Source organism: Deltaproteobacteria bacterium (genome assembly GCA_005879535.1).
Classification (GTDB): Bacteria; Myxococcota; Myxococcia; order Myxococcales; family 40CM-4-68-19; genus 40CM-4-68-19.
Window position 1 is genome coordinate 72843 of record VBKI01000070.1, and the last position, 13405, is coordinate 86247.

The following is a 13405-nucleotide window of genomic DNA, read 5'->3' on the forward strand; positions in this document are numbered from 1 at the left end:
CGGCCGTAGCACGCCGCGCATTCTCGGGCAACGCCGGGCGCGCGATCCGGGTCCGACCTCTCACCGCGAGATGGTGACCGCGTTCCACTCGGCGCGGATGTTCATGCCCGGGTAGTCGGGCCAGGGCGCGTAGTCGCCGCTGAACGTGCCGTCGTTGTATGCGAAGACGGAAATCTGGATGGCCATTCCCAAAGGCAGGGATTGGGCCGGGATGGTGAGCGCTCGAGCCGAGGCAGGAGCGGGGAAACGTTTGGCCGTGCCGCAGTTGCTCCCGCAGGACCACTGCGCGTTGACCGTGAAGCGGTCGGGCTGGGTCGAGCTCGTCCAGGTGACCGTGATGTCCCTGTCTGGCGCGAAGGTCGCTCCGTCGGAGGGGGCTGTCAGGATCGGCGCCTCCGGGACCTTGCCGGTCGCCGTGACCGTCTTCGCTCCCCTGGTGACCTGCAGGGCGATCTGCGCGCCCGTGGAGAGGATGGCTTCGAGCTGGCCGATATAGTCTCCGTCCTCGTACCAACCGGGGGGATGCGGAATGGTCACGCCGTTGACCTTGACGACGGCGTCATTGACCCGGACTCCTTGCTGAACGACCGACAGGTTCTGGTAAAGCGAGCCCATGTCCCGGCCGTAGACCTGAAGCGCAAGCGGATCGGCGGACTGGTTGTCGTCGAGCTGGCCGTCGAAGTTCATTGCCGCGACATCGCGGTCGTTCACCGTCGCTGGCGCGCTTGCCGGATTGAAATGGTACCCGGCGAGCGACGGCGTGATCGTATAGACGCCTTTCGGCACGCCATCGAACGAGTAGGCTCCCGAGGAATCCGTCCGGCTGGTCCTGTCGGCGCCCAACGCGGTTCCCGACAGGCTGACCGTGACCTGATGTGCTTGTGCGCCCGAGATCCTTCCGGAGATGGCGTAGCCGGGAGGTTCGAGAATGCACGAAAGGACCGCGACGACGGCAGTAAACGCCGCGACAGCCGACTTCGATCTCGATGCCATGTGTTTTCCTGAGGACGGCCTGATCCGTCCGGCGGCGCCCAATCTTCCCGGTGCGAGCCCCGTAGGCAACCCCCGGCCACATTCGATGCCAGGCGTTTGTCATCCGGTGCTCATGCGGGGCTCGACATCCCCGGCGCTCCGGCACCTCTGATGTGCTAGAAGCGCCCCTCCCAAGGAGGAGGTCAGCATGGGTCTGCTCGAGGGCAAGATCGCGATCATCACCGGGTCGGGCGGCGGCATCGGCCGCGAGCACGCGCTGCTCTTCGCCCGCGAGGGCGCCAAGGTCGTGGTGAACGATCTCGGCAGCGATCGCCACGGCGGCGGCAAGGGTGCGGAGATGGCGGACAAGGTGGTCGCCGAGATCAAGGGCAAGGGCGGAGACGCCGTAGCGAACTACGACAGCGTGGCCACGCGCGAAGGGGCTGACGGGCTCGTCTGGAGCGCGCTGAACAAGTTCGGCAGGCTCGACATCGTGGTGAACAACGCCGGGATCCTGCGCGACAAGACGCTCCTCAACATGAGCGAGCAGGACTTCGACCTGGTGCTCGATGTGCACCTGCGCGGGACGTTCCTGGTCACGCAGGCGGCGGCGCGCGTGTTCAAGGTGCAGGGCAAGGGTGGGCGGATCGTGAACACGACCTCGCTCTCCGGCCTGCTGGGCAACTTCGGTCAAGGGAACTACGCGTCGGCGAAGGGCGGGATCTATTCGCTCACGCGCACCGCATCGATGGAGTTCCAGCGGATGGGAGTCACCGTGAACGCGATCGCGCCCGTGGCGCTCACGCGGATGACGCAGGACCTCGCGATGTTCAAGGGCATGACGCCAGAACAGATCGGACCGCAGTATGTCGCACCCGTGGCGGCGTTCCTCGCGAGCGACCTCGCGGCGGACATCACAGGCCTGATCGTGGGGGTGCAGGGGCCCAAGGTGTTCCTGTACAGGATGACGGAGACGGCGGGCGTCACGCGCGAGGGCGGCCCCTGGAGCCCGGCGGAGATCAAGGAGAGGTGGGCGGAGATCTCGCGGTAGCACCGAAGCGCAGCGAGGGTCTCCGGTTGGAGACCCTCGCTCAATCGCCCAGCCCCTACACCCGCTGGGCGGGCCCCGCCACCGCGGGGAAGCCTATGCCGGCACCGAGTAGTCGATGATGATCACTCCGCGCTCGGGCTGTTCGTCGTCCTCGTGGCGGTCGTTCTGGCGCTGGGGGGTCGGCTCCGGGATCGGCAGCTCGACGCGGGGCCGCTGGCTGTCATGCTCCCGCTCACGCTTCTTGATCTCTTCGATGATGAAAGCGTCGAGCATTGGAGCACCTCCGGGGTCAACTACAGGATCGATGCAATCCTGGCACCATCGTTTCACCGCCCCCGCTTTCCGCCGCCCGTCCCCTTGCCTCCTGAGGGCCTGTCCGGCCTCCTTCTAGACTTGTAACAATCCACCCTACCTCGGTCAACATACCCACTGTGGGTAACGCGCGCCTCAACGCGTTGTTTCACGGAGAGACTCCGCTCGGGTCTTGAAATTCGCGAGCATGTTGGGTAGGCCCCGCTCTGCGAGCGCCTTCTCGAGCGGGCCGGGAACCAGAGGGCCGAGATCGATCTCGATCGCGTACGTGGCGCGGGTGCCGCCGCGGTCCGTCGATTCCAGCGTCCATTCGATGCGCTCGAGAGACCGCGTGACGTGACGGAGCGTGAAATCGAACAATTTGAGCTTCACGTCGAGCCAGTACGTGACTTCGACCGAATCGCCCAGGCCGCGGCCAACACGGACCGCTTTCACCTCGGGCACGAACTCCGGGTATCGGGCGTAGTCCTCCACCACGCGATGGAACGCGTCGGGCGTCACGTCGATCTCGATCGACCGGCTGACGCGAATCCTGTGCCCCCGCGAACCCACGATCGACAAAATATCCCCTGCGTCCAGTTTGACGCACCGCAGCCGTGGCTGCCATCGATTCGCGCCTCCGGTGCACCAGCGGCTATGCGTTGTAGTTCGGCTTGTGCTCGAAGGTGTGCCGCGACTGGATGTAGCGGATGGTGCGGCTCTTGGAGCGCATGACCACCGAGTGCGTCTCCGCTCCACCCTTGAAGAAACGGACGCCCTTGAGGAAGTCGCCGGAGGTGACGCCGGTCGCGGCGAAGACCACGTGTCCGCGCGCCATCTCTTCCAGCTCGAACACCTTCTTGACGTCCTTGACACCCATCTTCTGCGCGCGCTCGATCTCCTTGTCGTTGCGCGGCGCCAGGCGGCCCTGCATGTCGCCGCCCATGCAGCGGATGGCCGCCGCCGCGATCACGCCCTCCGGCGCGCCGCCGATCCCCATCAGGACATCGACGCCCGTCTCGGGAAAGCAGGTGGCGATGGCCGCGCTGACGTCGCCGTCGCCGATCAGCTTGATCCGGGCCCCGGTGGCACGGACTTCCGCGACCAGCTTCTCGTGCCGCGGCCGATTGAGGATGATCACCGTCAGGTCATCTACGTAGACACCCTTGCGGTCGGCGATGGCGCGCAGGTTCTGCGAGGGGCTCTTGTTCAAATCGATCGCTCCCTTCGCCGACGGCCCGACGGCGATCTTGTCCATGTACGTGTCGGGCGCGTTCAGCAGATTGCCCTTGTCCGACATGGCGATGACGCTGAGCGCGTTCGGTCCGCCGGTCGCGGTGATGGTGGTGCCCTCGAGCGGGTCGAGGGCGATGTCGACCTCCGGATCGGCGGAGTCGCCCTTTCCCACCTTCTCGCCGATGTACAGCATGGGAGCCTCGTCCCGCTCGCCCTCGCCGATCACGATGGTGCCTCGGATGTTGAGCTCGTTGAACGCCTTGCGCATCGCGTCCACGGCGGCCTGATCGGCGAGCTTCTCGTCGCCGCGGCCCATCACCCGAGCCGACGCCATCGCCGCGGCCTCCGTGAGGCGCACGGCCTCGAGCCCGATGTTCCTATCCATTCCTGTAGCCCTCCAGTTTCGACAGGAGCCAGTCCGGGGCGCGGGTCGGCTTCAGCTCCGGCCCCACGCAGACGTGGACGGTGTGTCCCAGCGTGATCACGGCCTCATCCTGCTGGCGGTGCACCTTGTAGTCGAAGCGGATCTTCACCCTCGTGTGCGTCTCCGACAGGTGGATCTCGAGCACGTCGTCGTACTTCGCCGACTTCACGTACTGCACCGACGCCTCGAGGACCGGAAGGAGGATGCCGCGGCGCTCCACCTCGCCGTACGAGAGGCCGAGACCGCGGATGAAATGGCCGCGCGCTCCCTCGAAGAAGCGCAGGTAGTTGGCGTAGTAGACGACGCCCATCTGATCGGTGTCACCGTAGATGACGCGCACGCGGTAGGGTTCCACGTCGCGTCGTCTATCACTGGCCGACGCGATACGCGACCAGCTGCAGCCGCGTTTGTTCCTGCTGCCGACCGTGCGCGTCGACGGTGCTGGTGACGAGCAGCACCAGACCCACCTTCGGCGCGTAGGTCCATTCCGTGACGAACTTTCCCCCTTTCGCCAGCGGCTGCTCGTTGCGCACCAGCGCACATCGGGTGAAGGTCCCCGCCTCGGTGACGGTGCTCGCGTCCATGCTGACCACCTCGAACCGCTGAACCACCAGGTTCTCGACGGCGCTCCATTTCGCGCCGGTGGCGAGCGGCGTCCGAAGCAGGTAGCGGTCGGCGTCGCGGACACCGTCGCTCTCGTAGCGGAGACGCCCGCGGTGATCGTCGATGAACCAGGCGCCGTCGCGGCCGACGATCTGGATGGTCTCCCGCCGGTTGGATCCGTGGAAGGCGTAGGTCCAGGAGTTTCCGACGGCGAGCGGGTAATAGCGGGTGGCGTCCTCGCCGGATCCGGTAGACGCCGGCGCTGCCTGCGGACCCGCCTTGCATGCGCAAAGAACGAGCGCGACCAGCGCGAGTTTTCTCACGGGCGAGCCCGCCTGCGCTGCGAGAGCCGGGCGGCGTCCTCCTTCTTCCTCCGGACCAGGTCCTCGTAGGCGCCCCGCGCCGCCCGGCGCGTCTCCTCGTCGGACGCGCCGCTCTCCAGCGTGAAAAGGAAGGCCTCGGCCTCCGCGCCGCCGAGGCTGGCGATGGCGTACAGGATGGGACCGACGTCCTCGGCATGGCGGTGGCGCGTCATCTCGATGAGGGGCGTCACCGCACGCCGGTCGCCGATCGCGATCAGGGCGCCGGCGGCCCGGCGAGCCACTTCCGGATTCGCGTCCTGTAGCCGGGCGATGAGCTGCGGCACCGCGGCGGGGCTCCGGCGGTCGGCGAGCACGCGAATGGCATAGTCGCGGACCCGCGCGTCGGCCGAGGAAAGATCCTTGAGCAGCGCGTCATCCGTCTTGCCCCGGGCGTCGAGCTGTGCCGCGAGACCGGTGACGGCGTCGCGCAGCGCCCCCTCCACCGCCGCGCTGAAGGCCGCGTGCCGGGCTCCCGGATCGAGGCTGTCGTCCGCGTTGGTGGGCACCCGGGCTCCACCCTCGGCCACCAACCGCTCGACGTCTCCTTGCGCTCCGGTCGACGTCATCTCCAACGTGACGGCCACGTCGGCGACCTCGTGCTCGACGAAGGGCTTTGCGGGATCGTAAGCGGCGGGAGGAGCGAGCGTCCTCTGCGCCCGGTCGATGTCCAGCTGGATGCGCAGCGTCCCTCCGTCGCGGACGGCGAAGCGCCCGGTTCCCTCGAGCGCTGAGCGCAGCTGCTGGCGGAGCGTTTCCGAGGACTCGGCAATCTCCGGCTTCCCGGCAAGCGCCGCCTCGCTGATCGCCAGCGTGCCGATCGCGAGGGCGCGCCCCGACGACGACGGCTTGCAGGCAGTAGCCGCGATGGCGAGCGCAGCCAGGCTTTTCGCGCGATGCATCGGCCGGGTCTCCGCTCCGATGCTAAGGGCGCGCGCCCTCGCGGTCAAAAAGGGTCCGGCTTCTGGGGGTCGGACGCCGGGGTCTGCTCCGCCTCGCCCTCGTGCCGTTCATCCGCCGGCGCCTCCTCGCGGCGTTCGTCGCCCGCACGCTCCTCGGCCCGCTCCTCCACGGAAGCTTCCTCGCGGAGCGGTGTGGTCGATGAGACCACAGTCGGTCCGGGCGGCGGAGCGAAGCGCAGCGTGCCCGCAGGCTGTCCCCAGGCTTGCTCGGCGGCGTTGGTCGCGCGCGGGCGATCCTCGCGTCCGCGGCGGCGGCGCGCTTCGCGCGGCTCTTCTCCCTCGGCGGCCTGGACGACAGGTTCCGGCGGGACAACCTCGGGAGCAGTCTGCGCCTCCTCCGTGGGCGCTGGCTCGGCGGCGGGCGTCGCTTCCACCGAGATCTCGTGCGCTTCCGACGCAGCTGCCGCCGGCTCCTCGTGGACCCGGTCCTCGCGCTCGCGGCGGCCGGCGCGCTCTTCCCGCTGGCGCGAAAGGCCGGCGAAGAAGGCCTCGTCGAGATCCGGCACCTCGACGGTCTGGACCGTCACGCCCACCCGGCAGGCGATCATCTCCTCCGGGAAGGCTTCGCCGACGTACAGCGCGACCGGCGCCTGCGCTGCCGCGCTCGCCTCGCTCCGGGCGTCGCGTCCCGCGTCTCCCGGAGCGAGCACGAGCCCCATCTGCGCGGAGTAGTGCGCCAGGTCCTTGCGCAGCTCCTGCACGTCGGCGCGTCCGATCTCCCTTCCGCCGCGCACGAGCTTCACCGCCACGCGCAGGTCGGACACGCCGCGCCGCTGCCGGGCCAGATAGAGCGGTCCTTCCTTGCTGCGCTTGGCGACCCGCACGTCGCGCATCCCCATCTTCTCCAGCAGCGCCGCGCAGAGGTTCTCGAACGCGCCCGTGTCCAGCTCCGCGACCCGGCGCCGCAGCGCGCGAACCACGGCGCGGCGAACTTCCGCGCCGAGCTGCGCCGCCCCCATCGGCCTTGCGCCCCCGTGCGGCGCCCGCACCTCCTCCAGCAGCGCGGAAGCGGGCGGAAACTCGACCAGGGTCACGCGGTCGCCGTCGACGATGAACGCGGGCTTGCGCCCCGCCTCGGTCCGTCGGCGGTTGTCCTCGAGCAGCGCGGCGACGAGCGAAGGAAGATCGCGCACCAGCGCGTCGGAGAGCAGCTCCCTGCGCAGCAAGTCGGCCGCGAGCTCCGCCAGCGCCGAGCCGCTCTGGCGCTGCGCCAATGCCTCGAACACCACCTCGGCCGGCGGAGGAAACCGCCGCTGTCCCTTGCGGCCCTGATCCTGCCGCCGGCGCTCCGCTTCCACTTCCTCGTAGCCTTCTTCGTGCTCCGCCTGCAGCTCGGCGAGCCTGCGCCGCGCTTGGGCGTGAATGGCGCGAGGCTCGCGCTCGCGGGGCCGATAGAGCGCCTCGCCAGTCTCCGCCGGCTGCATCGGCGGCGGCACCGGCTCGACCTGCGCCTCCTGCGGCACGGACCACTCGATCAGCGCGAACGTGCCTTCAGGCAGGACGGCGACGACCTTGCGGTCGTCCTCGCGCTTCGCCATCGCCGCGAGCCGCTGTCCCATGGTGATCTCGGGATCCTGGCCCACGTGCGAGAGCAGGTTGTCGCGCAGGGCGACATCCGCGATTTCCTTGTAGTGGAGAGGCTTGCCGGTGCGGCGCAGGACCTCTACGGCCGCTTCGGTGAACGTCATGTGACACTCCGCGGGAGTGCGGTCGGGACCAGGTGGAGGCTACCCTTCCGCCGCTCCGAAAAAGTTCAATTAGCCTATTGAGTTGCATTGGTGGTGTCAACGAACTTAGCCTGCTTGGGTGATCCGGATTCGCCCCGGGCGCTCCTGGCGCCTCAACCCCGCGTACCTGGGCGAGCTGCGATCGCTCAGCGCCGCGCGCGCCAAGGCGTTCACCGGTGCGGAGATCGTCGACGTCCTGGGCATCGAGGTGGACGGCGTGGAGATCGCCGCCGGAGTCGGCGAGGCGCGCGTCCTGCAGGCCGTCGACGAGCTGGCACAGGCGCTGATCCGGATCGGCGAAGGGCAACCGGCGGCGCAGGCCACCATCGGGCCCGGACCGACGGAGCTGGTGCTGGAAGCGCGGGGCCACGACCTGCTGCTCACGCTCGTGACGCTGGCGCCGCCCGCGCGCATCCTCGCCTCCGGTCTGCTCGTCGACGCGCACAAGATGCGCACCGCAACGTTGCACGCCGCGCGCGGGCTGCTCCTCGATCTGCTCGCGATCAGTCCCGCGCTCTCGCGCGCGCGGCTGGCGCGAAGGTTGGGCGCGGAGTGCGCGCAGCTCGCGCGGCGCGCACAACCGCCGCCGCGGACCTGGCCGTCGCGGCCGGCGGAGCCGCAGACGCTGCTCAGCCATGTCCACCGCAAGCCGGAGAAGCTTTCCGTCCAGCTGCCGCCCGAGACCATGTCGCGCATGCGCTGCGCCACGGAGGTCCCGTTCGCGCCGCTGGCAGCTCACGTCGGCCGCGGATCGGTCACGCTCCTTCGCAGCGGAGCGCCGGGCCTCACCTGGGAAGGACCGGTGTTCCTGTTCCTGCGGAATCTACTGGGGGACACCGAACGGCTGGTCGAGGCGTGGGAAGGCGGCGAGCCCGCGTTCACCCTCCCCCTCGGCACGCATGAGCTTCGCTGGGACCTCACCTGCGACGAGGTGCGCGCGCAGGGCTGGAGGAAGCCGCTCAAGCTGCCGCCGCTGCGCTTCGCCAAGGTGGCCGCCGGAGCGGCGGAGCTGTACGCAGACGAGACCCTGCGCGCCGGCACCGACGAGCTCGCGGCGGACCTGCGCGACCGCGCCCAGGCGTTGTTGCGGCATTCCGCGGATCTGGAGAGCGGCGACCTGCGCCGTGCGCCCGCCGCAGTGATCGCGCCCCCTGCGCGCGAGGGGCGAGAGAAGAAACCGCCGCTCGCCCGCGGCCGGATCCGGCGCCTGGTGTATCGGGAGGTGTGGCGGAGGTCGCTCACCGGCGCTGCGCGCATGATGGCGCTCGATCAGGGACCCCTCGTCGTCGAGGGCGAGGGAGAGCTGGTCGGCATCGATCCGGCGGCGGGGAAGGAGCTCTGGCGGGTGCACGCCGCCAGCGGCGCTGTCCACCGCGGATCCGAGCTGTTCTATGCCGAGCCCGGCGACGCGCTGGTCCGGCTCGACGCCGAGTCCGGCGAGGTCCGCTGGAAGCGCCGCCTGCGCGGAGCGGCCCAGCCGGCGCGACTGTGGACGCTTCCCGAAGGAGTGCTCCGCGCGCTGCCCGGCGAAGGCATCGCGATGGTCGCGGACTCCGGCGCGCTGGCGTTCCGCACCCGGCTGCCCGGCGGCGCACCCGAGCATGTCGCGGTCGCGTCCGGAGTGGTGATCGCGGCCCTGTCTTCCGGGTCGCTTGCCGGCATCGATCCGGAGGGCGGAATCCTCTGGAAACGGCGGCTCCGCGCGAACCCCGTCATCTCCTGTGGACCGCAGGCCCTCGTGCTCGACGGCGGAATGCTCTGTTGCATCGAGCCGGAGAGCGGCAAGACGCTATGGGAGCGCGAGCTTGCAGCAGCCGCGGAAGAGGCGACGGTCCACGAGGGCGCCATCGCCGTCCTGGGCGGAGGCGCCGTCTGCACGTTCTCCACGCGCGACGGAGAGCCGCGCCAGCGTGCCGACGTTCGCTGGGCGCGGCGGCTCCTCGCCGAGGACGACGGCGCGCTGATTGCGCTCGGTCCGGGCGGCGCGGCAATGCGCCTGGACGGCCGCAAGCGCTGGTCGATCGCAGCAGAAGGAAATGCGGAGCCGGCAGCCGTTCTCCGTCGCGGCATCCTGCTGCTGCAGCGTGGCGCCAGCGAGCTCTACGACGTTTCCGACGGGATCCTCGTCGCCGAGCTGCCCGCCGCGAAGCACGCATCGCTGGCGAGCGACCTTTCCTGCGCGCTGCTCGAGGAGGACGCGGTCAGCTTGCACCGCCTGGCCACGCATCTCAGCGTGGTCTAGAACGCATCTCGCTCTGTCACCACTTGACCGGTGAGAGGTCCTGCTCGACGTACTCGTCGAAGGTGACGCGGCGCTGCTGGTGGAGGAGGGGTACCCGCACGTCGCGCGAATACGACAGCCAGATGTGCACGAGTGCCGGGACCTGCGTGCGCTCGATGCGGAGATCGTCCTCCTCGACGTCGATGCGCATCTCGGTGATCACGCGGCCGTGGTCCTCCACCTTCTGGTCGAACAGATGGTGCAGCTCCCTGAAGACATACTCGCGGACGTACTTGTCCTCGGGCTGGCGGTAGGCGAGGTTCGCCGCTTCCTTGAGGACGCGCTTGACCTCGAAGTTTTCCCAATACGCCTCGCCGTAGGTTGCGAGCCAGAGCACGGCCGCAACGGCGCCGACGAACACCATCACGGTGATCAGCGTGATCCCGCGGTCTCTACGGCTCCTCACGACGCCAGTCTACGCGAGGGGGCAGGAGCGGCTACTTTACGCCGCGGAACATCCGGTCGAAGCGGATCCCCACCCTGCCGCCGAAGGAGATCCAGATCACGCTCGCGCGCCCTTTGATGTAGCTGAAGGGGATCTGGCCGATCCCTCCCTCTACCCGGCTGTCGGCGGAGTTGTCCCGGTTGTCGCCCATCATGAAGACGCGGCCTTCCTCCACCACGAACGAGCCCGAGCGCTGGAACAGCGGGTCCTTGCGGAGGAGGATGGGATGCTGGTGGCCCGCGAGATCCTCCACGTACATGCGCGCGACGACGTCGATGTCGGCGTCTGTGTACTCGGAATGGTCCTTGTAGGTGTAGTCGCCGGCCTCGACGCGCTTCTGCTCGACGCCGTTCACGTAGAGGACGTTCTCGCGGATGTCGATATGGTCGCCGGGCAGGCCGACCACGCGCTTCACGTAGTCGACGTCCGGGTGCTGCGGATTGATGAACACCACCACGTCGCCGCGCTGCGGTGGCCGCTCCCAGAGCTTGTGGACGTGGCCGGGATCGGTGAAGGGGATCCGCAGCCCGTAGCTCATCTTGTTGACGAAGATGAAGTCGCCGACGAGCAGCGTCGGGATCATCGAGCCGGAGGGGATGTGGAACGGCTCGAAGACGAACGCGCGCAGGAGCAACGCGACCAGGATGGCGCCGCCGATCGACTCGGTGTACTCGCGCACCGCACCCTTGCGCGCGAACGAAAGGTGCTTGTCGAGCTGGGCGTCGAGCGCGTGGCGCGCCTGCACCGCCGGCATCCCGTGCGGCTGTTCCAGGGCTTCGTCGACGGCGGCGATGGCCGACTCCACCTCGGCAACGGCAGGCTCGGAGATCTTCGTCCGGTTGCGCCGCAAGAGGCGGGCGGCGCTGCGGCGCAACGACTTTGCCTCGTTGCGCGCGCGGCTGCGCACGCCCCAGGGCGTGGCCGACCCGATGGTAGAGAGCAGGAAGACGGCGAGGAAGACGCAGAGCGAACCGAGGAGAAAGTCCTGCCGCCGGAGGAGGTGCTGGGCAACCACCGCGATGGCCACCGTCCCGCCGAGGATCCCGGCCAGCTTGCCGTAGCCGGCGCTGGCGTAGAACGCGCGGGAGCCGCGGTCAGCGGCGGAGACCAGCTCCGCCTCCCGCTTCGCCTGGGCTGCGTTTCGCGTCTCCGATACCGCCGTCATTCCTCCACCCGGAGCACGGCGAGGAACGCCTCCTGCGGGATCTCGATCTGTCCCACCGCCTTCATGCGCTTCTTGCCTTCCTTCTGCTTCTCGAGGAGCTTGCGCTTGCGCGAGATGTCGCCGCCGTAGCACTTGGCGAGGACGTTCTTGCGCAGCGCCTTCTGGGTCTCGCGGGCGATCACCCGGGAGCCGATGGCGGCCTGGATGGCCACCTCGTACATCTGCCTCGGGATCTCTTCCTTCAGCTTCTCGCAGATGGAACGGCCGCGCTGGTAGGAGCGCTCGCGGTGGACGATGGTCGAGAGCGCGTCCACCGGCTCGCCGTTGATGAGGATGTCCAGCTTCACCAGATCCGCCTCCTGGTACCCGCGCGGCTCATAGTCGAGCGACGCATAGCCCCGGGAGATGCTCTTCAGCTTGTCGAAGAAGTCGAACACCACTTCGGCAAGGGGGATCTCGTAGGTGATCTGCACGCGTTTGGTACCGATGTACTTGATGTCCTTCTGCGTCCCCCGGCGATCCTGGCACAGCTGCAGCACCGGCCCGACGTACTCGTTCGGAACATAGATGTGCGCGAGCAGCATCGGTTCCATCAACTTCTCGATCTCGCCTTCTCCGGGAAGCTTCGCCGGGTTGTCCACCGAGAGCTCGCTGCCGTCCTTCTTCACCACCTTGTAGACCACGGACGGCGCGGTGGTGATCAAATTCAGGTTGTACTCACGCTCCAGGCGCTCCTGGACGATCTCCATGTGCAGGAGCCCGAGGTATCCACACCGGAATCCGAATCCGAGGGCCTGGGAAGTTTCCGGCTCATAGGTGAAGGCGGAGTCGTTGAGGCGCAGCTTCTCCAGCGCGTCGCGGGTATTCTCGTAATCCGCCGAATCAACGGGGAAAATCCCCGAGAACACCATCGGCTTGATCTCCTTGAATCCGGGCAGCGCGCTCGTGGTCGGCCGCTGCGCGTCGGTGAGCGTGTCTCCGACCTTCGCGTCCTGGATGACCTTCACGTTGGCGACGACGAAGCCGACCTCGCCCGCGATCAGATCGCCCTTTTCCCGCGCCTTGGGCGCGAACACCCCGACCTCGCTCACCTCGTACTCGCGGCGGTTGGACATGAAGATGATCTTCTGCCGGGGCCGCACCGTGCCTTCGACGATGCGCACCAGCATGATCACCCCGCGGTACGAGTCGTACCAGCTGTCGAAGATCAACGCCTTGAGCGGCGCCTCGGGGTCGCCGGCTGGCGGCGGCACGGTGTGGATGATCTCCTCCAGGAGCTCCTCGATCCCGACGCCTTCCTTGGCGCTGGTGGGAACCGCCTTGCTGGCGTCGAGGCCGATCACCTCCTCGATCTCCTTGCGCGTGCCTTCCACGTCTGCGCTGGGGAGGTCGATCTTGTTGATCACCGGAACGACCGCGAGGTCGTGCTCGAGCGCGAGGTAGACGTTGGCGAGCGTCTGCGCCTCCACGCCTTGCGAGGCGTCGACGACCAGCACGGCGCCTTCGCAAGCAGAGAGGCTTCTGGAGACCTCGTAGGCGAAGTCGACGTGGCCGGGAGTGTCGATCAGGTTGAGGACGTAGTCCTTGCCGTCGCGCCTGCTGCGCCAGTTCATCCGCACGGACTGCGCCTTGATGGTGATTCCCCGTTCCCGCTCCAGCTCCATGTTGTCGAGGAACTGGTCCTGCGCCTCGCGCTCGCTGACGGTCCCGGTCTTCTCCAGCAGCCGGTCCGACAGCGTCGATTTGCCGTGATCGATGTGCGCGATGATCGAGAAGTTGCGCAGGTGCTGGTTCTGCTCAGGCATCGTCCCCTTACCGGGAGCGCGGGGGATAACACGAAACAGCTCGCCAAGCGACGGGTTCCCGAGTGGCCCGTGCGAGCTTCCAGT

At 68.3% G+C, this 13405-nt stretch carries 13 protein-coding genes; 2 read left to right on the plus strand and 11 right to left on the minus strand.

From position 1 onward, the window contains the following. Positions 1–60: 60 nt before the first annotated feature. A complete protein-coding gene (locus E6J58_15705; protein ID TMB35640.1) occupies positions 61–993 on the minus strand; it encodes a carboxypeptidase regulatory-like domain-containing protein in 933 nt (310 codons plus the stop codon). Positions 994–1180: 187 nt separating this feature from the next. On the opposite strand from E6J58_15705, the gene E6J58_15710 reads away from it, so the two are divergent. Further along, the gene (locus E6J58_15710; GenBank protein ID TMB35641.1) at positions 1181–2023 is read left to right on the plus strand and encodes an SDR family oxidoreductase; all 843 of its coding nucleotides are present in this window, start codon (positions 1181–1183) and stop codon (positions 2021–2023) included. Between the two features lie 93 nt (positions 2024–2116). On the opposite strand, the gene E6J58_15715 is transcribed toward E6J58_15710, so the two are convergent. The 7 genes from E6J58_15715 to E6J58_15745 all read right to left on the minus strand — a co-directional run bounded on the left by E6J58_15715 (position 2117) and on the right by E6J58_15745 (position 7586). Further along, on the minus strand, positions 2117–2296 hold the full coding sequence (locus tag E6J58_15715; protein ID TMB35642.1) for a hypothetical protein: 180 nt from the start codon (positions 2294–2296) through the stop codon (positions 2117–2119). A 174-nt stretch (positions 2297–2470) separates the two neighbouring features. Further along, complete coding sequence (locus tag E6J58_15720) at positions 2471–3073, minus strand: hypothetical protein (protein TMB35643.1); 603 nt, start codon at positions 3071–3073, stop codon at positions 2471–2473. After that, positions 2970–3935: a class II fructose-bisphosphatase gene (gene glpX / locus E6J58_15725; GenBank protein TMB35644.1), complete on the minus strand. Its 966-nt coding sequence runs from the start codon at positions 3933–3935 to the stop codon at positions 2970–2972. The genes E6J58_15720 and glpX overlap by 104 nt, the downstream gene beginning before the upstream one ends. Continuing rightward, entirely contained in the window at positions 3928–4329 is a 402-nt protein-coding gene (locus E6J58_15730; protein ID TMB35645.1) for an acyl-CoA thioesterase, read from the minus strand. The genes glpX and E6J58_15730 overlap by 8 nt, the downstream gene beginning before the upstream one ends. 13 nt (positions 4330–4342) lie before the next feature. Continuing rightward, positions 4343–4900 carry a hypothetical protein gene (locus tag E6J58_15735; GenBank protein TMB35646.1) on the minus strand — a complete coding sequence of 186 codons (558 nt, stop codon included), beginning with the start codon at positions 4898–4900 and terminating at the stop codon, positions 4343–4345. Further along, entirely contained in the window at positions 4897–5838 is a 942-nt protein-coding gene (locus E6J58_15740) for a HEAT repeat domain-containing protein (GenBank protein ID TMB35647.1), read from the minus strand. The genes E6J58_15735 and E6J58_15740 overlap by 4 nt, the downstream gene beginning before the upstream one ends. Before the next feature lie 44 nt (positions 5839–5882). Then, positions 5883–7586, minus strand: a complete 1704-nt coding sequence (locus E6J58_15745; GenBank protein ID TMB35648.1) for a restriction endonuclease — start codon at positions 7584–7586, stop codon at positions 5883–5885. Between the two features lie 118 nt (positions 7587–7704). Here E6J58_15745 and E6J58_15750 point away from each other — a divergent pair, with 118 nt between their 5' ends. Next, positions 7705–9867 carry a hypothetical protein gene (locus E6J58_15750; GenBank protein ID TMB35649.1) on the plus strand — a complete coding sequence of 721 codons (2163 nt, stop codon included), beginning with the start codon at positions 7705–7707 and terminating at the stop codon, positions 9865–9867. Between the two features lie 16 nt (positions 9868–9883). On the opposite strand, the gene E6J58_15755 is transcribed toward E6J58_15750, so the two are convergent. The 3 genes from E6J58_15755 to lepA are packed head-to-tail and all read right to left on the minus strand — an operon-like array spanning position 9884 to position 13321. After that, on the minus strand, positions 9884–10312 hold the full coding sequence (locus E6J58_15755; protein ID TMB35650.1) for a hypothetical protein: 429 nt from the start codon (positions 10310–10312) through the stop codon (positions 9884–9886). Between the two features lie 31 nt (positions 10313–10343). Next, positions 10344–11516, minus strand: a complete 1173-nt coding sequence (gene lepB / locus E6J58_15760; GenBank protein ID TMB35651.1) for a signal peptidase I — start codon at positions 11514–11516, stop codon at positions 10344–10346. Then, the gene (lepA, locus tag E6J58_15765) at positions 11513–13321 is read right to left on the minus strand and encodes an elongation factor 4 (GenBank protein TMB35652.1); all 1809 of its coding nucleotides are present in this window, start codon (positions 13319–13321) and stop codon (positions 11513–11515) included. Before lepA ends, lepB begins: the two co-directional genes overlap by 4 nt. Between the last annotated feature and the right edge of the window lie 84 nt (positions 13322–13405).

Coding starts and splice junctions, on each gene's coding strand:
- E6J58_15705 (TMB35640.1), bottom strand. CDS start 993: ATGGCATCGAGATCGAAGTCGGCTGTCGCGGCGTTTACTGCCGTCGTC.
- E6J58_15710 (TMB35641.1), top strand. CDS start 1,181: ATGGGTCTGCTCGAGGGCAAGATCGCGATCATCACCGGGTCGGGCGGC.
- E6J58_15715 (TMB35642.1), bottom strand. CDS start 2,296: ATGCTCGACGCTTTCATCATCGAAGAGATCAAGAAGCGTGAGCGGGAG.
- glpX (TMB35644.1), bottom strand. CDS start 3,935: ATGGATAGGAACATCGGGCTCGAGGCCGTGCGCCTCACGGAGGCCGCG.
- E6J58_15740 (TMB35647.1), bottom strand. CDS start 5,838: ATGCATCGCGCGAAAAGCCTGGCTGCGCTCGCCATCGCGGCTACTGCC.
- E6J58_15745 (TMB35648.1), bottom strand. CDS start 7,586: ATGACGTTCACCGAAGCGGCCGTAGAGGTCCTGCGCCGCACCGGCAAG.
- lepB (TMB35651.1), bottom strand. CDS start 11,516: ATGACGGCGGTATCGGAGACGCGAAACGCAGCCCAGGCGAAGCGGGAG.
- lepA (TMB35652.1), bottom strand. CDS start 13,321: ATGCCTGAGCAGAACCAGCACCTGCGCAACTTCTCGATCATCGCGCAC.